This is a genomic window from Streptomyces sp. NPDC048461, from assembly GCF_055587105.1.
On record NZ_JBVJGW010000004.1, the window covers coordinates 426,502 to 443,417 of the forward strand.

The 16,916-nt window shown below is 72.9% G+C and carries 20 protein-coding genes and 1 tRNA gene; 6 read left to right on the top strand and 15 right to left on the bottom strand.

The window, feature by feature from the left end; translation table 11 throughout:
* Nucleotides 1-100 precede the first annotated feature (100 nt).
* A complete protein-coding gene (locus ACZ6S8_RS10125) occupies nt 101-337 on the top strand; it encodes a hypothetical protein (protein ID WP_469454201.1) in 237 nt (78 codons plus the stop codon).
* A gap of 34 nt (nt 338-371) precedes the next feature.
* Here the strand turns inward: ACZ6S8_RS10125 and ACZ6S8_RS10130 are convergent, their stop codons facing one another.
* The 10 genes from ACZ6S8_RS10130 to ACZ6S8_RS10175 all read right to left on the bottom strand — a co-directional run bounded on the left by ACZ6S8_RS10130 (nt 372) and on the right by ACZ6S8_RS10175 (nt 7,453).
* Nucleotides 372-1,190: a hypothetical protein gene (locus ACZ6S8_RS10130; protein ID WP_469454203.1), complete on the bottom strand. Its 819-nt coding sequence runs from the start codon at nt 1,188-1,190 to the stop codon at nt 372-374.
* A 49-nt stretch (nt 1,191-1,239) separates the two neighbouring features.
* Nucleotides 1,240-2,079, bottom strand: a complete 840-nt coding sequence (locus ACZ6S8_RS10135; protein WP_469454204.1) for an RNA polymerase sigma factor SigF — start codon at nt 2,077-2,079, stop codon at nt 1,240-1,242.
* A 230-nt stretch (nt 2,080-2,309) separates the two neighbouring features.
* Complete coding sequence (locus tag ACZ6S8_RS10140) at nt 2,310-3,197, bottom strand: RNA polymerase sigma factor SigF (RefSeq protein ID WP_469454206.1); 888 nt, start codon at nt 3,195-3,197, stop codon at nt 2,310-2,312.
* A 385-nt stretch (nt 3,198-3,582) separates the two neighbouring features.
* The gene (locus tag ACZ6S8_RS10145) at nt 3,583-3,744 is read right to left on the bottom strand and encodes a hypothetical protein (RefSeq protein ID WP_167347253.1); all 162 of its coding nucleotides are present in this window, start codon (nt 3,742-3,744) and stop codon (nt 3,583-3,585) included.
* Nucleotides 3,745-4,118: 374 nt separating this feature from the next.
* Nucleotides 4,119-4,406 (bottom strand): hypothetical protein, encoded by a 288-nt coding sequence (locus ACZ6S8_RS10150; RefSeq protein ID WP_469454208.1) that lies wholly within the window; start codon nt 4,404-4,406, stop codon nt 4,119-4,121.
* 246 nt (nt 4,407-4,652) lie between these two features.
* Nucleotides 4,653-4,739: transfer RNA gene (locus tag ACZ6S8_RS10155), tRNA-Ser, on the bottom strand.
* A 48-nt stretch (nt 4,740-4,787) separates the two neighbouring features.
* On the bottom strand, nt 4,788-5,216 hold the full coding sequence (gene tadA, locus ACZ6S8_RS10160; protein WP_469454353.1) for a tRNA adenosine(34) deaminase TadA: 429 nt from the start codon (nt 5,214-5,216) through the stop codon (nt 4,788-4,790).
* Nucleotides 5,217-5,278: 62 nt separating this feature from the next.
* Nucleotides 5,279-5,827 carry a tRNA adenosine deaminase-associated protein gene (locus ACZ6S8_RS10165; RefSeq protein WP_469454210.1) on the bottom strand — a complete coding sequence of 183 codons (549 nt, stop codon included), beginning with the start codon at nt 5,825-5,827 and terminating at the stop codon, nt 5,279-5,281.
* A 365-nt stretch (nt 5,828-6,192) separates the two neighbouring features.
* Nucleotides 6,193-6,387 (bottom strand): hypothetical protein, encoded by a 195-nt coding sequence (locus ACZ6S8_RS10170; RefSeq protein ID WP_469454211.1) that lies wholly within the window; start codon nt 6,385-6,387, stop codon nt 6,193-6,195.
* Nucleotides 6,388-6,517: 130 nt separating this feature from the next.
* Nucleotides 6,518-7,453 carry a universal stress protein gene (locus ACZ6S8_RS10175; protein ID WP_469454213.1) on the bottom strand — a complete coding sequence of 312 codons (936 nt, stop codon included), beginning with the start codon at nt 7,451-7,453 and terminating at the stop codon, nt 6,518-6,520.
* Between the two features lie 179 nt (nt 7,454-7,632).
* Here ACZ6S8_RS10175 and upp point away from each other — a divergent pair, with 179 nt between their 5' ends.
* Entirely contained in the window at nt 7,633-8,268 is a 636-nt protein-coding gene (upp, locus tag ACZ6S8_RS10180) for a uracil phosphoribosyltransferase (RefSeq protein ID WP_386525225.1), read from the top strand.
* Nucleotides 8,269-8,365: 97 nt separating this feature from the next.
* Here upp and ACZ6S8_RS10185 read toward each other — a convergent pair whose 3' ends face one another.
* Together ACZ6S8_RS10185 and ACZ6S8_RS10190 are read right to left on the bottom strand one after the other, a co-directional pair.
* Complete coding sequence (locus tag ACZ6S8_RS10185; RefSeq protein ID WP_469454216.1) at nt 8,366-9,034, bottom strand: LytR C-terminal domain-containing protein; 669 nt, start codon at nt 9,032-9,034, stop codon at nt 8,366-8,368.
* 162 nt (nt 9,035-9,196) lie between these two features.
* Nucleotides 9,197-9,493, bottom strand: a complete 297-nt coding sequence (locus tag ACZ6S8_RS10190) for a type II toxin-antitoxin system VapB family antitoxin (protein WP_017240525.1) — start codon at nt 9,491-9,493, stop codon at nt 9,197-9,199.
* 88 nt (nt 9,494-9,581) lie between these two features.
* Between ACZ6S8_RS10190 and ACZ6S8_RS10195 the strand changes: the two genes are divergently transcribed.
* On the top strand, nt 9,582-11,279 hold the full coding sequence (locus ACZ6S8_RS10195; protein ID WP_469454218.1) for a helicase HerA-like domain-containing protein: 1,698 nt from the start codon (nt 9,582-9,584) through the stop codon (nt 11,277-11,279).
* 86 nt (nt 11,280-11,365) lie between these two features.
* The gene (gene opcA, locus ACZ6S8_RS10200; RefSeq protein WP_469454220.1) at nt 11,366-12,298 is read left to right on the top strand and encodes a glucose-6-phosphate dehydrogenase assembly protein OpcA; all 933 of its coding nucleotides are present in this window, start codon (nt 11,366-11,368) and stop codon (nt 12,296-12,298) included.
* Here opcA and ACZ6S8_RS10205 read toward each other — a convergent pair.
* Together ACZ6S8_RS10205 and ACZ6S8_RS10210 are read right to left on the bottom strand one after the other, a co-directional pair.
* Complete coding sequence (locus ACZ6S8_RS10205; RefSeq protein WP_469454222.1) at nt 12,247-12,720, bottom strand: cupin domain-containing protein; 474 nt, start codon at nt 12,718-12,720, stop codon at nt 12,247-12,249. The genes opcA and ACZ6S8_RS10205 overlap by 52 nt on opposite strands.
* Before the next feature lie 102 nt (nt 12,721-12,822).
* Complete coding sequence (locus ACZ6S8_RS10210; RefSeq protein ID WP_469454224.1) at nt 12,823-13,455, bottom strand: HhH-GPD-type base excision DNA repair protein; 633 nt, start codon at nt 13,453-13,455, stop codon at nt 12,823-12,825.
* Nucleotides 13,456-13,586: 131 nt separating this feature from the next.
* Between ACZ6S8_RS10210 and ACZ6S8_RS10215 the strand changes: the two genes are divergently transcribed.
* Both ACZ6S8_RS10215 and ACZ6S8_RS10220 read left to right on the top strand, forming a co-directional pair.
* The gene (locus ACZ6S8_RS10215) at nt 13,587-14,411 is read left to right on the top strand and encodes a VOC family protein (protein ID WP_469454226.1); all 825 of its coding nucleotides are present in this window, start codon (nt 13,587-13,589) and stop codon (nt 14,409-14,411) included.
* Nucleotides 14,412-14,677: 266 nt separating this feature from the next.
* The gene (locus ACZ6S8_RS10220) at nt 14,678-15,097 is read left to right on the top strand and encodes a TOBE domain-containing protein (RefSeq protein WP_469454228.1); all 420 of its coding nucleotides are present in this window, start codon (nt 14,678-14,680) and stop codon (nt 15,095-15,097) included.
* A 55-nt stretch (nt 15,098-15,152) separates the two neighbouring features.
* Here the strand turns inward: ACZ6S8_RS10220 and ACZ6S8_RS10225 are convergent, their stop codons facing one another.
* Entirely contained in the window at nt 15,153-16,871 is a 1,719-nt protein-coding gene (locus ACZ6S8_RS10225) for an aspartate:alanine exchanger family transporter (RefSeq protein ID WP_469454230.1), read from the bottom strand.
* Between the last annotated feature and the right edge of the window lie 45 nt (nt 16,872-16,916).

Genomic DNA, 16,916 nt, shown 5'->3' on the forward strand with positions numbered 1-16,916 from the left:
GTTGCTTAGAGCAACCATAGAAGCGGATGGTTGCTACAGGCAAATGAATCGGGGGGGTCGGGCGGTAAAGGAATCGGAAAACCGGCTAGGGTCCTGAGCCATGGCTGCGAACCACAACTCACAGGGCCCCGAGGGCAACTACGACCCCGCGGGCAGCACTCAGATGTTCCGGGCGTTCGTCGAGGAAGCCGCTCCGGCCCGGCAGGCGGGCCCCGGGGCCCGGCAGCAGCGCCGCGCGGAGCAGCAGCAGGCCGACTCGAAGACGGGCCAGTGGATCGGCATCGCCCTCGGTCTGGTGATCGCCATCGGCGCCGCCGTGTGGGTCGTCCTGCACTGAGCCGGTCCTGGCGGATCACGGCACGGGCCACGGCTCAGTTCCAGGCTGCCGTGACCTTCCTGGTCTCCACGCGCATGCCCAGCGGCACCCGCCAGGACTCCACGCACACGGTGTAGGTCTGCGTCTTCGCGGCGCCGCCCGCGATCGGCCCCGGCAGCGGCTGCGTGGTCGTGATCGTGGCCCAGTCGACGCCGAGGGCGCCGATGATGTGCGTCGCGAAGGCGACCGTGCCGGACCGGGCCGCGGTCGTGCCGCTGTTCGTGAAGGTGACGGTGACCCGCTCGCACCAGCGGTCGGCCGCGGCCGACCTGGCCGGGGCCGACACCGTCAGCCGCGCCGGGGTGGCCGGAGGCGGCGGCGCGGGCGGTGTCGTGCCGGGCCCGGTGCCCGGCGGAGCCGTCGGTGCGCCGGGCGGGGTCCCGGGGCCGCCCGCGCCGCCGGACGTGCCGGAGCCGGGGGTGCCGGAGCCGCCCGGGGTGTCCCGCGGGGCGGAGCTGCCGGGGGTGGTGGTGCGCCCGGAACCCGGTGGTGTGCCCGGGCCGGATGACGGGCCGCCGGACGCGCCGGACGGGGCTCCGCTCCGGGCGGAGCCGTCCTGCGCACGGCCCTCCGCGGTGCCGGTGGGCGTACCGGGGGATTCGGCGGAGCCGCCCGCCGCTGACGGGCCGCCGAGCTGCTGGAACTCCACGGCACCCTGCGGCGCCACGTTCTCCCCCGCACCCCGTTCGGGGCCCGGGGCAGCGGCGCCCACGGCGACGTAGCCGTCCGGCGGCGGGCCGCCGCAGCCGGTGAGGCCGGCGGCGGCCGTGCAGCACAGGGTGAGCAGAGCGGCCGCGCGGGATCCCTTTCGCATCGCGCCAGTTTTCCTGACGCATCGTCAATTGGGAACCGCGCGGTACGGGTTACTCGCCGATCAGCCCGACGCGCAGCTGCGCGAGGGTGCGGGTGAGCAGCCGCGAGACGTGCATCTGGGAGATGCCGACCTCTTCGCCGATCTGCGACTGGGTCATGTTCGCGAAGAACCGCAGCATGATGATCTGCCGCTCCCTGGGCGGGAGTTTGGCGAGCAGCGGCTTGAGCGACTCGCGGTACTCGACGCCTTCGAGCGCGGTGTCCTCGTAGCCGAGGCGGTCCGCGAGCGAACCCTCGCCGCCCTCGTCCTCGGGGGAGGGCGAGTCGAGCGAGGACGCGGTGTAGGCGTTGCCCACGGCGAGGCCGTCGACGACGTCCTCCTCCGACACCCCGAGCACGGCGGCGAGCTCCGGCACGGTCGGCGAGCGGTCCAGTTTCTGGGCGAGCTCGTCGCTGGCCTTCGTCAGCGCCAGGCGCAGCTCCTGGAGCCGCCGCGGGACGCGGACGGACCAGGAGGTGTCCCGAAAGAATCGTTTGATCTCGCCCACGACGGTCGGCATCGCGAACGTCGGGAACTCGACACCGCGTTCGCAGTCGAACCGGTCGATCGCCTTGATCAGGCCGATGGTGCCGACCTGGACGATGTCCTCCATCGGCTCGTTGCGGCTGCGGAACCGGGCCGCGGCGTACCGCACCAGGGGCAGGTTCAGCTCGATCAGGGTGTCACGTACGTACACCCGGTCGGGGCTGTCCGCGTCCAGCGAGGCGAGTCGCAGGAAGAGGGAGCGGGAGAGGGTGCGGGTGTCGATGGCTTCCGAGCGGTCGGACACTGCCGGTGTCGGGCTCTTGACGAGCGTGAGCACCTTGGAGCTGCCCTGGTCTACGGACATGCCACCCCCTTGAGGTCGCGGACGGTCGCGTGCGGCGCGCCCGTCAGAGGAACGCAGCCTCCACCTGAATACCGGAGGCGGGGCTGCGGCAAACGCGGTTCCAGCAGAATGTCACATGTCGGCAACACGCTGTAGCGCCAAGTCGACATATATCTCCAGCGACAGACCAGGTCAGAAGGGGATATGGGCGTTCTGCCGGGAATCTAGGGATTCGCCGCCACTCGTTCCGGTTACGCCTCGATCCTGTTTGCGGATCTCAGCCGGGCGAAGCTCCGCGCGAGCAGCCGCGAGACGTGCATCTGGGAGACACCGAGCTCGGCGCTGATCTGCGACTGCGTCAGGTTGTTGTAGTACCGCAGGAGCAGGATGCGCTGTTCGCGCTCGGGCAGCTGTACGAGCAGATGGCGGACGAGGTCGCGGTGCTCGACCCCGGCCAGCTCCGGGTCCTCGTACCCCAGGCGGTCCAGCAGCCCGGGCATGCCGTCGCCTTCCTGGGCGGCCTCCAGCGAGGTCGCGTGGTAGCTGCGGCCGGCCTCGATGCAGGACAGCACCTCGTCCTCGGTGATGCGCAGCCGCTCGGCGATCTCGGGGGTGGTCGGGGTGCGCCCGTGGAGGGTGGTGAGGTCCTCGGTGGCGGCGTTGACCTGCACCCACAGCTCGTGGAGGCGGCGCGGCACGTGGACGGTGCGGACGTTGTCGCGGAAGTACCGCTTGATCTCGCCCACGACCGTCGGCATCGCGAAGGTCGGGAACTGCACGCCGCGCTCCGGGTCGAACCGGTCGATGGCGTTGATCAGCCCGATCGTGCCGACCTGGACCACGTCCTCCATCGGCTCGTTGCGGCTGCGGAAGCGGGCGGCCGCGTACCGGACGAGCGGGAGGTTGGCCTCGATCAGGGCCCCGCGCACCCGGGTGTGCTCACCGGTGCCCGGCTCCAGGTCCTTCAGCTGCCCGAAGAGCACCTGGGTGAGCGCCCGGGTGTCCGCGCCCCTGCTCGGCGGCCTCGGGGGCACCGGGGCCGGCGGCGCGGCGGCGGCGCCCTCGCCCTGACCGCCCTCCTGCCGGGCCCCCTGCGCGCCCTCCCGGGGTTCCTGGCGGGGCTCCTGCTGGGGAGGCACCTGGGATTCCTGGTGGGGCTCGTGCGGTGGCTCGTGCGGGGGCTCGTACGGGGGCACCTGCGGCGGCGCCTGCCGGCCCGGCGGGGGCGATGCCTGGGGGGCCGCCTGCGCCGACACCTGTGGGGGTGCCTGCTGGGGGTCCTGCTGGGGTGGCACCTGAGGCGCAGTACTGGCCGGCACGGTCACGCCACCCCTTCAGTCAACTCATCCGTTAAAAGCGGTCATAGCATCACAAGAGATATGCACTGTGTGCAAGCACCGTATAACGCCGTGTTGAGGGCAAGTTGGGCAAATACGGGCAATATGCCCAGTTTTGGGTACGCAAAAAACCCCCACCCGTCGGAGTGGGGGGCCGGGAATCCGGAAACCGCATCAGCGTACGGGTTTAGCGCACCAGTTCGGTCATGAACTCGCCGATGCCGGACGCGGCATCCGATATGCCCTGGAAGCCTATTCCGACCATCTCGGCGGCCCGTTTGGGCTGGGTGATGATCACGAAGAGGACGAACACGGTGAGGACGCCCGTGATGAGCTTCTTGGTGTCCATGTGCGGTGACGGCCTCCCCAACCGATCCTGCCAAAGTCGGGTGAGTCTAACCGTTCGGGTTTGGACACTCACCAGGCCTTTAAGGACCAATGACCCGGCGGTCCGGGTCCTTTGCCGTCGGGACGGCGTGCGCCGCGGGCGCAGGATTGATGTGAGCCCACCGGTTCTGGCAGGAAATCGGTGGGTGAGGGACAGGACCTCACTGCGGGGTCCGAGCCGCAAGCTTCCCCCCTGACTGCGGCCCGGACTGGCAGGTTCCGTCCTCGTCGGGGGGAGTGGCTTGTCCCCCCGATGCCACTTCCCCCGTCCCAAGCGTCGAAGGTCCCGGTTCAGGCCGGGGCCTTCTTCGCGTGCCCGGGGGCGGGGCCGGGCTGCTACTGGATGCCGCCCAGGAGGCCCACGACGGGCTCCACGGGGGCGATCACGGGCGCCAGCTGGTTCGGTACCTCCATCAGCTGGTTGAGCTCGTTCAGCTGGTTGAGCTTCGCGCCGATCTCCTGGACGGAGCCGGGCGTGGCCCCGGCCGGCATGCCCGGAGCCGCCGTCGGGAGGTCCGGCAGGGTCAGCGGGGCGATCGGGGCGGCCGAGGCGGCGGGTGCGGCGAGGCCCGCGGCGGCCCCCGCGAGGGCGAAGGCGGCGAGGATGCGCTGGGTCTTGGTCATGCCGTGACAACGGCCGAGGCGCCGGGCGGTCACGCGGACGCCCTCCGGACCCCGCGAACGGCCGCGACGGGCCGCGGACGCCTCCGGACGGCCGCGACGGGCCGCGGACGTCCCGCGACGCGCGCGGACGGCTTCCGGGGCGGCCGCGTCCGTCCCCGGGGACCCGCGGATCAGTGGAGCCGCCACGGACAGACCCGTGGAACGCCGAGAGCCCCGACCCTTGCGGGGCGGGGCTCTCGGTCAGAGCGGTAGCGGTGGGATTTGAACCCACGGACAGCTTGCACCATCACACGCTTTCGAGGCGTGCTCCTTCGGCCGCTCGGACACGCTACCGAGAGAGAGCTTAGCCCAAGGTGCGCCGTGCTCTGAAATCCGTATCCGTCACAGGCTGCGGAAGAAATCCGTGAGCTGCCGGGCGCACTCCTCGGCCAGGACCCCGCCGACCACTTCGGGCCGGTGGTTGAGCCTGCGGTCCCGTACGAGGTCCCACAGCGACCCCGCCGCGCCGGCCTTCTCGTCCGCGGCGCCGAAGACGATCCGGGCCACGCGCGACTGGACGAGCGCGCCCGCGCACATCACGCACGGCTCCAGGGTCACCACCAGGGTGCACCCCGGGAGCCGCCACTCCCCGACCGCGGCGGCCGCCCGGCGCAGCGCCACCACCTCGGCGTGCGCCGTGGGGTCGCCGGTCGCCTCGCGCTCGTTGTACCCGGTGGCGAGGAGCCCGCCGTCCGGGCCGAGCACCACGGCGCCGACCGGCACGTCGCCGGCCGGCACCGCCCTGGCGGCCTCCACGAGCGCCAGGCGCATGGAGTCCCGCCAGGGGTCCCGTACGGGATCGGGACCGGGGGGTGCGTCGTGCGTGCCGGTCACTAGCGGACGGCCTCCAGGACCTCGGTGGCGCCGAGCGAGTCGGCGATCTCCGAGAGGGCGTCCCCGTCCAGGTTCATCAGCTGCTTGTTGGTCACGCCGAGGTCGTCCAGCAGCGCGGGGTCGCCGAGGGGCCCGGCCGGTACCGGCTCCGCGCCGCTCCCGCCCGGTTCGCCGGCGTCGTCGGCCCCGTCCGCGAACGAGGCGACGGGTTCCTCCTCGCCGTCCTCGGTGCCGTCCAGGTCCAGCTCGTCGAGTTCGTCGTCCTCCTCGTCGCTGCCCAGCAGCTCTTTGGTCAGCATCGAGCCGTAGGAGCTGCGGGCGGCCCCGGCGGCGTTCGACACGAAGTACCGCGGGTCCTCCTCGCCGTCCACGCGGACGACGCCGAACCAGGCGTCCTCCTGCTCGATGAGGGCGACCACCGTGTCGTCGTCGACAGCGGCGGAACGGGCGAGATCGATCAGATCACTGAGGGACTCGACGTCGTCGAGTTCCATGTCGCTCGCTTCCCACCCGTCTTCGGTGCGCGCGAGCAGTGCGGCGAAGTACACCGTGACTCTCCCACTGGTCTTAGGCGTGCCGGTTGGAGGTCCCCCCGGCCGGAGGATGGGGTGGAACGGCCGTTCTGCTCGCCGCCCGTGCCCCGCCCAATCGGCATCGTGGCAGAAACGGCGGCTTTGCGAGAGGTCTTCCGCGCTTGCGTCGCGCCGTGCCGTGCGCCGCGCGGCGCGTACGGGGGCCCCGGGGCTGTGGTGCCGTACGGGTCCGGGGGCTCCGGCGGGACCCGCTCCGGCGGTCGCGCGGCCCGGCGCGGCGCGGCCGTGTCGGCGGGCGCGCCGCGGTCCGGGATGCGGGCGGGCGGGAGCGCACGCCGGGCCACCGGCGGGGCGCGCGCCCGGCTACCCAGCGCGCCCGGCTACCAGCGGAACGTGCGCATGCGCATCTGCTGGCGCATCCGCGCCGCGCGGGCGCGCCGGGGCTGGACGCGGTCGCGCAGCTCGCGCGCCTCGTTCAGGTCGCGCAGGAACTGCGCGCGCCGCGCACGGCGCTGCGCCGCCGTCTCCGGCGTTCCGTAGTCGTCGGTCTCGTCGCTCGACTGCGAGTCGGGCATCGGCCACCACCCCGGCTGATCCGGTCGTCCTCCTCCGCCGGCGCGAAGCAGACCCCCCGGCAACCACCTTCCCCCGGTCGGCCCGATTGATGCCACCCCGGCGCAGGTCAGACCGGTCGCCGGAGCGCCCTCAGTCGTCCGTGAGGGTCGGTACGACCGCCACCGGGCCGTGCGCGTGCTGCAGGACCGCGTTGGCGACCGAGCCCATGAGGAGCGACATCGCGCCGCGGCGCGGGTGGTGGCGGCCCACCACGACCAGGGCCGCCGAACGGGAGGTGTCGACCAGGCGGCCCGCCGGATCCCCGGGGACGGCGGCCTGCTCGACGGGGACGTCCGGGTAGCGGGCCCGCAGGGGCGCGAGCCGCTCCGTCTGGGAGCGCAGCATCTCCCGTTCGGCGGGCACGGCGTCCCCGCCGTCGGCGAGCCCCTCCGGCGGGATCACCGCGAAGGGGCTGTCCACCACCATGGTCGGCGCGGGCGGGATCAGGTACGCGGAGACCACCTGGACGGTTGTCCCCCGTGCGGCCGCCTCCGCGAACGCGAAGTCCAGTACGTCCTCGGGCGTCTCGGCGGCGTGCAGCCCCAGGACCACCCGCCCGGCGGACGCCTCCGGGGCGGCACCGGCGCGGCGCTCCTCGTGCGGGACCACCACCACCGGGCACGGAGCCGTGGTGGAGACGGCGCGGCTGTTCGAGCCCAGGAGCAGGGTGGCGAAGCCGCCGCGCCCCCGGGAGCCCATCACCAGCATCAGGGCCTGCGCCCCGATGACCCGCAGCGCCTCCGGCACGGACCCCTCCAGGGCCTCGTAGCGCACCTCGCCGGGCAGCTCCGGGCCGCTGTCGAGGAGGGCCCGGATGCGGTCGCGGACCGGGTCGGCGAACTCGTCGGGCTGCGAGGCGTCGTGGAGCGAGGCCCGCCGGCCGGCGTACAACTGGGCGTGGTCGGGGAGCACATGGGCGATGAGCAGTCCGGTACGGTGCCGCAGGGCGGCGGCCCGTGCCCACTCCAGGGCCCCGAGGCTGTGGTCGGATCCGTCGACGGCCGCGATCACCGGTGCGCTGCTCATCCGTCCAGCGTGCTGGGCCCGCGCCCGGGCCGCATCTCCAGACGGCGGCGGTGCGTCCGCGCCTTGAGACGCGAAGCGCCCCCGGCAGCGCGTAGCCTTTCGGGTGCGGGTCGCGTCGTGCGGCCGTTTTTGCAGGTCGCAGGTCGAAAACCCTGGGTTTCCGAGTCTTGGAGGATGTTGTGCGTTTGCAGGTCGTCGATCACCCCTTGGTGGCGCACAAACTCACCACCCTGCGCGACAAGCGCACCGACTCCGCCACCTTCCGCCGCCTCGCCGACGAGCTGGTCACCCTGCTCGCGTACGAGGCCACCCGGGACGTGCGCACCGAGCAGGCCGACATCGAGACCCCGGTCGGGCCCACCACCGGTGTGAAGCTGTCGCACCCGCGCCCGCTGGTCGTGCCGATCCTGCGCGCCGGTCTCGGGATGCTCGACGGCATGGTGCGGCTGCTGCCGACCGCCGAGGTGGGCTTCCTGGGCATGGTCCGCAACGAGGAGACCCTGGAGGCCTCCACGTACGCGACGCGCATGCCCGAGGACCTCTCCGGCCGTCAGGTCTACGTCGTCGACCCGATGCTCGCCACCGGCGGCACGCTGGTCGCGGCGATCCGCGAGCTCATCAAGCGCGGCGCCGACGACGTCACCGCCGTGGTGCTGCTGGCCGCCCCGGAGGGCGTGGAGGTCATGGAGCGCGACCTCGCGGGCACGCCGGTGACCGTGGTCACCGCCGCGGTCGACGAGCGGCTCAACGAGCACGGCTACATCGTGCCGGGACTGGGCGACGCGGGCGACCGGATGTACGGCTCCGCGGAGTAGGACGCGGCCGTCACGGCAGCCGTGACCCCGCGGGAGCGGGAACGGCGCACGCGCACAGGAGAGCCCCGGAGCCCGCAGGCTCCGGGGCTCTTCGCCGTCAGCAGTTCTTGGCGGGCGCGGGCGCGGGGTTGGCCAGCAGGGCCAGCGCCTTGTCCGCGTCCTCCTTCGTGCTCAGCTCCTTGAAGGCGTCGCCGAGGATCAGGTCGATGTCGGCGCCCTCGCGGGTGTCGGTCTGCTGCGTGGTGCCGGCCAGCTGGGTGCCGAGCACGGCGAAGGCCGCCTTGTCGGTGGCCGGGGCGCCCACCAGCAGTCCGGTGCCGGGGACCTTCTTGTCGAAGGTGGCCGGGGCGTTGCCGACGCTGCCGATGAGGAAGCCGCGTTTCTTCAGCTCGTCGCCCACGGCCTTGGCCAGTCCGGCGCGCGGGGTCGCGTTGAAGACGTTGACCGTGATCTGGCCGGGCTGGGGCAGCACGACGGCCGGTTTGGCGGGCGTCGAAGGGGCGGCCGCGGGGGCGCCCTTGACGGCGGCCGCGGGTTTCGCGGTCGGACAGTCCCCGGCGCCGGCCGCCGTGTTCCGTTTCGGGCTGTCACCCCGGAACACGTCGATGAGCTGCAGTGCCCCGTAGCTGATCACTGCGAGGGCGAGGACCGCGCCGAGTGCGGTGAGGACGATCCGGCGGAGGCTCCGCTTACGGCTCATGCGGGGGTAAGCCGCTCCCGTGACGCGGTACTTTCCGCCCATGCCGGGGGGAGTGAGCATGCTCATGAGCGCAGCGTAGTGCCGCCCGTCGGCGATGCCCACTCGATGATGTGCTGATACGCCAAGGGCGACCCGAAAGGCGCAATCCGGTACGAAGCGGCAACGCTCCGCACCGGGCCCCGGCCGCCGCACCGCCGACGGGCCCCCGGGAGGGCCGCCGACGGGTCGTCAGTCCATTTCGAGGACGCGGGCGTGCAGCACCTGGCGCTGCTGCAGGGCGGCGCGCACGGCGCGGTGCAGCCCGTCCTCCAGGTAGAGGTCGCCCCGCCACTTGACGACGTGCGCGAAGAGGTCGCCGTAGAAGGTGGAGTCCTCGGCGAGCAGCGTCTCGAGGTCGAGCTGTCCCTTGGTCGTCACCAGCTGGTCGAGCCGGACCGGGCGCGGCGCGACGTCCGCCCACTGCCGGGTGCTTTCCCGGCCGTGGTCGGGGTACGGCTTTCCGTTTCCGATGCGCTTGAAGATCACACGGAAAGCCTACCGGGCCGGTGCCTGCGGGCGCAGCCTTGCGCGGTTGGTGCAAAAGTGGCAAACGGCACCAACTCGGGAGTGATGCATGAGCGAGAGCACCGACCCAGACGCCACGACGCCCGCGAGCACCCCGGCGGACGGCCCGGCACCGGCCGCGGGCGCACCGGCCGCGGGCGCGGCGGCCGACGAGGCGGGACCGGCGGCCGACGAGGCGGGACCGGCCGCGCAGATCGCCGCCGGCTACGCCTTCACCGGCCCCGCCCTCGATCTGGGGGCCCTGCTCTGGGACGGCGTCTGCCTGCCGGACCGCCAGATCCGCATCCCCCTGTCGATGCTGAACCGGCACGGGCTGGTCGCGGGCGCCACCGGCACCGGCAAGACCAAGACCCTCCAGCTGATCGCGGAGCAGCTCTCCGCCCACGGCGTTCCCGTCTTCCTCGCGGACGTCAAGGGCGACGTCTCCGGGATCTCGGCGCCCGGCACCTCCGGCGAGAAGGTCGGGCAACGGGCCGCGGACGTCGCCCAGGAGTGGCACGCCACCGGCTTTCCCAGCGAGTTCTACTCGCTCGGCGGCATCGGTCCCGGGATCCCGGTCCGCTCCACCGTGACCAGCTTCGGCCCGGTGCTGATGTCCAAGGTGCTCCAGCTCAACCAGACGCAGGAGCAGTCCCTCGGCCTGATCTTCCACTATGCCGACTCCAAGGGCCTGGAGCTCGTCGACCTCAAGGACCTGCGCGCGGTCGCCGCCTTCCTCGTCTCCGACCAGGGGAAGCCGGAGCTCAAGGGCATCGGCGGGCTGTCCACGGTGACCGCCGGGGTGATCCTGCGGGCGCTGACCGCCTTCGAGCAGCAGGGCGCCTCCGAGTTCTTCGGCGAGCCCGAGTTCGACACCAGCGAGTTCCTCCGCACGGCCGCCGACGGCCGCGGAGTGGTCTCCGTACTGGAGCTCCCGGCCGTCCAGGACAAGCCGCAGCTCTTCTCCACCTTCCTGATGTGGCTGCTGGCCGACCTGTTCAACGACCTGCCCGAGGTCGGCGACCTGGAGCAGCCGAAGCTCGTCTTCTTCTTCGACGAGGCCCACCTGCTGTTCAACGGGGCCTCGAAGGCCTTCCTCGACTCCATCACCCAGACCGTGCGCCTGATCCGCTCCAAGGGCGTCGGCGTCTTCTTCGTGACGCAGACCCCCAAGGACGTGCCGGCGGACGTGCTCGCCCAGCTCGGCAACCGCGTGCAGCACGCGCTGCGCGCCTTCACCCCCGACGACGCGAAGGCGCTCAAGGCGACGGTGAAGACCTTCCCGCACTCCCCGTACGACCTGGAGGAGCTCCTCACCGGGCTCGGCACCGGCGAGGCGGTCGTCACCGTGCTCAGCGAGAACGGGGCCCCCACCCCCGTCGCGGCGACCCGGTTGCGCGCCCCGCAGTCGCTCATGGGACCGATCGACGCGGCGGCGCTGGACGCGGTGGTGAAGGGCTCGCTGCTGTACTCGCGCTACGCGGAGCCGGTCGACCGCGAGTCCGCGTACGAGAAGATCAGCGCCGAGCAGGCCGCGGCCGAGGCGGCGGCGGAGGCGGCCGCGGCCGCCGCGGAGGCGGAGAAGCAGGCGAAGGCGGAGGCCAAGGAGGCCGAGAAGGCGGCGCGCAGCGCCCCCAAGCCCGACCCCTCGCTCGCCGAACAGGTGGTGGGCAGCGGGATGTTCCGCTCGCTGGCCCGGTCGATCGGGACGCAGCTGGGCCGGGAGATCTCGCGGTCCATCTTCGGTACGGCGCGCAAGCGCCGCTGACGCGGGCCGCGGGCCCGCGCCCCGCTCCGGGCGGATTCGAGCGAACCTGGTGCCGGGACCGGACCGGTCGCTGACAGACTCGGCCCATGCGGACCGAACTCACCGACACCACGTCCAGCAAGGTCAACCGGGCGCTGCTCGAAGCCCGCAGGGCGATAGGCAGCCCCACCATGGGGCTGGTGCTGACGCTCGTCGTCGTCACCGACGAGGAGAACGCCTACGACGCCGTACGGGCGGCCTCGGAGGCCTCGCACGAGCACCCGTGCCGCATCATCGCGGTGATCAAACGGACCTCCCGGGGGCCGCACAAGCTCCGCGCGACCCGGCTGGACGCCGAGCTGAAGGTCGGCGCGGACGCCGGTACGGGCGAGATCGTGATGCTGCGCCTGCACGGCGAGCTGACCGGTCAGGCCGGTTCGGTGGTGCTCCCCCTGCTGCTGCCGGACGCCCCCGTGGTGGCGTGGTGGCCGGCCGACGCCCCCGCCGACCCGGCCCGGGACTCCCTCGGGGTCCTCGCGCAGCGCCGGATCACCGACGCCCAGGCCGCGGCCGACCCGGTCGCCGAACTGGACGTGCGCGCCGCGGCGTACCAGCCCGGGGACACCGACCTGGCCTGGACCCGGCTGACGCCGTGGCGGGCCCTGCTGGCCGCCGCGCTGGACCAGAAGCCGCTGCCGGTGACCGGCGCCCGGGTGGAGAGCGAGCCCGACAACCCCAGCTCGGAGCTGCTGGCGCGGTGGCTGGAGGACCGGCTCGGGGTGCCCGCCGTCCGCGTGGCGAGCGAGGGCCCGGTGATCACCCGGGTGGTGCTGGAGACCGGGTCCGGGGAGATCAGCGTGGACCGGCCCGGGGGCGTGCTGGCGACCCTGGCCCTGCCGGGGAGCCCGGACCGCAAGGTGGCCCTGAAGATCCGCGGCGGCGCGGAGCTGATGGCGGAGGAACTGCGCCGCCTGGACGCGGACGAGGTCTACGGGGCGGCGCTGCGGCGGCGGCCGCTCCAGACCGGGCTCTCCGCGTAGTGGTTGTCGTACACCGGTGAGCTGTCCTTGATGTCCTGCACGGTGGCCTCGCCCGCGTGGACCCGGCCGAGGAGCCGGTAGTAGTCGAAGCGGCCCATGCCGGGCGTGAAGCCGACGAAGACGGAGGCCGGGTGGCCGGCGGCGGGCGCGAAGGCGTGCTTGACGCCGGGCGGGACGGCGATGAAGTCGCCGGCGCCCAGGGTGTGGACCTCGTCGCCGACGAGCACGTCGAGCCGTCCGGCGGTGACGTGGAAGAACTCGGTCGCCCTGGTGTGGAAGTGCACCGGGGCGCCGGCCGCACCCTCGTCGAAGGCGGCCGTGTTGCAGGTGAGCTCGGCGGTGTCCGTCAGCAGCGTGATGATGCTGCCCGGGGCGTCCTGGACGGCTTCGGCGGTGGCGGCGCGGACCGCGGTCTCTGTCATGTCCCCCAATCTACGGAGCGGACAGACCGGCCACAGGGGTCAATCGGCGGCCTGCGGGACCGGTCAATTCCCTCGCTCCCCGAACCGAAGCGCGGCCGTGCCTCAGGCCTTCTCCGACTTCTCCGGCCTCTCCGTCTTCTCCGCCTTGGCCTTCTTGGCCGCGGCCTTCATCTCCTGCTTGTGGGCGCGCACCTTGGCCAGCGACTCCGGTCCCGTGATGTCGGCCGCCGACCGGTAGACGCCGTCCGGCCCGTATCCGCCCGCGGCCTCCCGCCAGCCCTTCGGGCGGACCCCGAGCCGCTTGCCCAGCAGGGCGAGGAAGATCTGGGCCTTCTGCTCGCCGAAGCCGGGCAGCTCCTTGAGCCGCTTCAGCAGCTCCGCGCCCGTCCCCGCGTCGGCCCAGACGGCCTCGGCGTCCCCTCCGTAGTGCTCCACCAGGTACGCGCACAGCTGCTGGACGCGCGTGGCCATCGACCCCGGATAGCGGTGCACGGCCGGCTTCTCCGAGAGCAGGGCCGCGAAGGCCTCCGGGTCGTAGGCGGCGATCGCGTGCGCGTCGAGGTCGTCGGCGCCGAGCCGCCGGGCGATCGTCCAGGGCCCGGAGAACGCCCACTCCATCGGCACCTGCTGGTCGAGCAGCATCCCGACGAGGGCGGCGAGCGGGCTCCGGCCGAGCAGTGCGTCGGCCTCCGGCTGCTGGGCCAGCCGGATGACGGGGGTGTCCTTGTGCTCCATGGCTCCAGCCTGCCCCCGGGCGGCGCTCCCCGCGCGGCCGCCGCACCGCGCGCCTAGCGTGAGTACGGCACGTACAGGACGTGCGAGGACGTACGACGGGCATGGGCACACGACACAGGAGTCGATCGATCATGGCTGAGTTCCCGGAAGGCGCACCGTGCTGGGCGGACGCGATGTTCACCGACGTGGAGGCCGCCAAGACCTTCTACGCCGATGTGCTGGGCTGGACCTTCGGCGAGTCCAGCAGTGAGTACGGCAACTACACGCAGGCCTACTCCGACGGCAAGGCCGTCGCGGCCGTCGTCCCGCCGATGCCGGGGGCGGAGGCCCCGTCGCAGTGGTGCCTGTACCTGGCCTCGCCCGACGCGGCGGCCACCGCCGAAAAGGTGACGGCGGCCGGCGGCGAGCTGCTGATGGAGCCGATGCAGGTCGGCACGTTCGGCACGATGCTGATCGCGAAGGAGCCGAGCGGGGCGGTGTTCGGCGTCTGGCAGCCGGGCGAGCACAGGGGCTTCGAGAAGACCGGCGAGCCGGGCTCCTATGCCTGGGCCGAGTTCTTCTCCCGGGACCCGGACAAGCCGGACGGGTTCCTGCCGAAGGTCTTCCCGTACGGCGTCCAGCGCATGGAGCCGGGCGAGGACCCGGAGGCGGGCGACATGGACTTCAAGCTGTTCACCCTGGGCGGCTCCGCACCCGAGAACGCGGTGCTGGGGCGGATGGCCATGGGCGAGGAGTTCCCGCCCGAGATCCCCTCCTACGTCCAGGTCTACTTCGCCGTCCCGGACTGCGACGAGGCGGTCGCCAAGACCAGGAAGCACGGCGGAGCGCTGCACTTCGGCCCGATGGACAGCCCGTTCGGGCGCTTCGCCGCGGTGACGGACCCGCAGGGCGCCGCCTTCGCCGTCATCGACCTGACGACGACCGTCGGGGAGATGCCGGCGGTGTCGGACGCGTAGCCGTGCCCCTTCGACGGGCCCGGAGTTCAGCCGGGCCCGTCTGCTTCCCGGGCCAATCCGCTTACCCGGGCCCGGGAAGGCCGCCCGGACCGCCGTGTCCGCAGGCGCCAGCCGGTCGGGTGGTTCCCGTCCGCAGGTGCGACGGGCGGGCCGCACGGCACGGCGGGGGCGCCTACGGTCGGTCCCGCGGCTCCCCCGAACCGTGCGCGGCTCCCCCCGCGCGCCACTGCGCACTCCCCCGAGCAAGGCAAGAGGTCGAACCACCCATGACGCTGAGCATCCGCAACCAGCTGGCCGGCACCGTGACCGCCGTCACCTCCGGCGAGGCCATGTCGACGGTCAAGGTCCGCCTGGAGGGCGGCCAGGACCTGACCGCCGCCATCACCACCGACGCGGTCGAGGACCTCGGCATCGTCGCCGGATCCTCCGTCAAGGCGCTGGTCAAGGCCACCGAGGTCGCCCTGGCCACCGGCCCGGTCGAGGGCCTGTCCATCCGCAACCAGATCGCCGGCACGGTCGTCGGTGTCGCGCTGGGCGGCGCCATGGCGTCCGTCACCGTGGACGTGAACGGCGGCGGGCTCACCGCGGCCATCACCAAGGACGCCGTCGAAACGCTGGGCCTGGCCGCCGGGATCCCCGTTTTCGCCCTGGTCAAGTCCACCGAGGTCTCCCTCCAGACCGTCTGAGCCGGCCCCCTCGGCCCCTCGGCGTCTCGGCTTCCGGTGACGGCCCGGGCCCGGCTCACCGCCGCAGCAGGACGATCACCGAGCCCCACATCGTCAGCAGCACGTTGCCCAGGGCGTACGGGACCGTCGTCCCCAGGGCGGGGATCTGGCTGCGCGCCCGTTCCGTGAGGGCGCCGAGCGCGGCGGTGGTGGTCTGGGCCCCGGCGAGGGCGCCGAGCAGGATCGGCAGCGGCAGCCGCTGCACGAAGTGCCCGTACAGGAAGCCGGCCAGCAGGGGCAGCGTCGTCACGGCCGCGCCCCACAGCAGCAGCGGCCAGCCGGCCTCCCGCAGACCGGGGACGAAGCTCGGTCCGGCGTTGAGCCCGACGACGGTCACGAAGACGCAGAGCCCGAGGGTGCCCATGAGCCACTGGGCGGCGGAGGGCAGGTTGCCGTACGTCGGGTACTTGCTCCGGACCCAGCCGAAGACCAGGCCCATCAGCAGGGCGCCGGTCGAGGTGGACAGCGACAGCGGGGCCCCGGCGGCGTGCAGGGCCGGGATGCCGAGGCAGCCGCCGAGGAACAGCCCGAGGGCGATCCACACCATGTCGGTGGCGAAGCTCGTCGGCACCGGCTTGCCCAGGACCGCCGCGGCCGCGTCGACGCGGTGGCGGGGCCCGGTCAGGACGAGGGTGTCGCCGCGCTCGACGGTGCTGTCCAGGCGGACCCGCAGATCGGCTCCGCCGCGCCAGTGGCCCTCGATGAACACCCCCGGCATGAACTCCTCGTGCCGCAGGGTGCGGATGGTGCGCGGGGCGGCCGTCCCGCCCGCGTCCCGCCGCCGGCCCGTGACGACCACGTGCAGGGTCTCGGTGCGGTAGCCGAGCAGCTCGCTGTCGTCGCTCTCCATGCCGATGTGGCTGCGGGCGTCGTACGCGACCAGGTCCCCCCGGACCGCGCTGACCGCGAGGATGTCGCCGAGCTCGATGCGGGTGGCGGGATCGTGTTCGAGGATCTCCCCCGCGCGGCGCAGCCGGGTGATGTAGAGCCGGCGGCCGGCGGCCTTCTGCTCGGCCTCGAAGTCGCCGATCGTCCGGCCGGCGAAGCGCGGGACGTCCACGGCGTACGCGCGCAGCACGTGCTTGTAGTAGCCCTCCCCGGCGTCGGGGTCCTCGTCCACCGCCTCCAGGTCGGCGGCGAGCACGGCACTGTCCTCCGCGAGGTCCCGGCGCACGAGGCGGGGGAGCACCCCGGCGAGCAGCAGCGCGGGCAGGACCGTGCCGAGGGGATAGGTGACGGCGTACGCGACGGCGACGAGGTGGGACTCGTCCTTGGCCTCGGCGGGGGTCAGCCCGGGCAGGTGCGAGATGGCGTCGGCGCCGACGCCGATGACGGCGGACTGGGTGAGCCCGCCGCCGAGCAGTCCGGCCGAGAGCCCGGGGCCGTATCCGGCGAGCGCGGCGAACAGCCAGGCGGCGCCGAGCCCGGTGACGCAGACCACGAGCGCGAGGAACACCTGGGGCAGGCCGTCCTTGCGCAGGGCGCGGAAGAACTGCGGGCCGACGTCGTAGCCGAGGGCGAAGAGGAACATCAGGAAGAACACGGACTTGATCGGCCCGTCGATCTCCACCTTGGCCTGCGAGCCGATGACGAGCCCGGCGACCAGGCAGCCGGTGACGGCGCCGAGCGCCAGCGACCGGTAGCGCAGCCGTCCGAGGAGGAAGCCGACGGCGATGGTCAGGAAGATCAGCAGCTCCGGATACGGCCGGAAGACGTTGTCCCTGAACCACTCCATCCGTCCACCCGCCTCCCGCCGCGGCCGCCTGCGAGAACGCTAGGC

Coding starts and splice junctions, on each gene's coding strand:
- ACZ6S8_RS10125 (WP_469454201.1), top strand. CDS start 101: ATGGCTGCGAACCACAACTCACAGGGCCCCGAGGGCAACTACGACCCC.
- ACZ6S8_RS10130 (WP_469454203.1), bottom strand. CDS start 1,190: ATGCGAAAGGGATCCCGCGCGGCCGCTCTGCTCACCCTGTGCTGCACG.
- ACZ6S8_RS10135 (WP_469454204.1), bottom strand. CDS start 2,079: ATGTCCGTAGACCAGGGCAGCTCCAAGGTGCTCACGCTCGTCAAGAGC.
- ACZ6S8_RS10145 (WP_167347253.1), bottom strand. CDS start 3,744: ATGGACACCAAGAAGCTCATCACGGGCGTCCTCACCGTGTTCGTCCTC.
- ACZ6S8_RS10150 (WP_469454208.1), bottom strand. CDS start 4,406: ATGACCAAGACCCAGCGCATCCTCGCCGCCTTCGCCCTCGCGGGGGCC.
- tadA (WP_469454353.1), bottom strand. CDS start 5,216: ATGCGCCTGGCGCTCGTGGAGGCCGCCAGGGCGGTGCCGGCCGGCGAC.
- ACZ6S8_RS10170 (WP_469454211.1), bottom strand. CDS start 6,387: ATGCCCGACTCGCAGTCGAGCGACGAGACCGACGACTACGGAACGCCG.
- ACZ6S8_RS10175 (WP_469454213.1), bottom strand. CDS start 7,453: ATGAGCAGCGCACCGGTGATCGCGGCCGTCGACGGATCCGACCACAGC.
- ACZ6S8_RS10185 (WP_469454216.1), bottom strand. CDS start 9,034: ATGAGCATGCTCACTCCCCCCGGCATGGGCGGAAAGTACCGCGTCACG.
- ACZ6S8_RS10195 (WP_469454218.1), top strand. CDS start 9,582: ATGAGCGAGAGCACCGACCCAGACGCCACGACGCCCGCGAGCACCCCG.
- opcA (WP_469454220.1), top strand. CDS start 11,366: ATGCGGACCGAACTCACCGACACCACGTCCAGCAAGGTCAACCGGGCG.
- ACZ6S8_RS10205 (WP_469454222.1), bottom strand. CDS start 12,720: ATGACAGAGACCGCGGTCCGCGCCGCCACCGCCGAAGCCGTCCAGGAC.
- ACZ6S8_RS10210 (WP_469454224.1), bottom strand. CDS start 13,455: ATGGAGCACAAGGACACCCCCGTCATCCGGCTGGCCCAGCAGCCGGAG.
- ACZ6S8_RS10215 (WP_469454226.1), top strand. CDS start 13,587: ATGGCTGAGTTCCCGGAAGGCGCACCGTGCTGGGCGGACGCGATGTTC.
- ACZ6S8_RS10220 (WP_469454228.1), top strand. CDS start 14,678: ATGACGCTGAGCATCCGCAACCAGCTGGCCGGCACCGTGACCGCCGTC.
- ACZ6S8_RS10225 (WP_469454230.1), bottom strand. CDS start 16,871: ATGGAGTGGTTCAGGGACAACGTCTTCCGGCCGTATCCGGAGCTGCTG.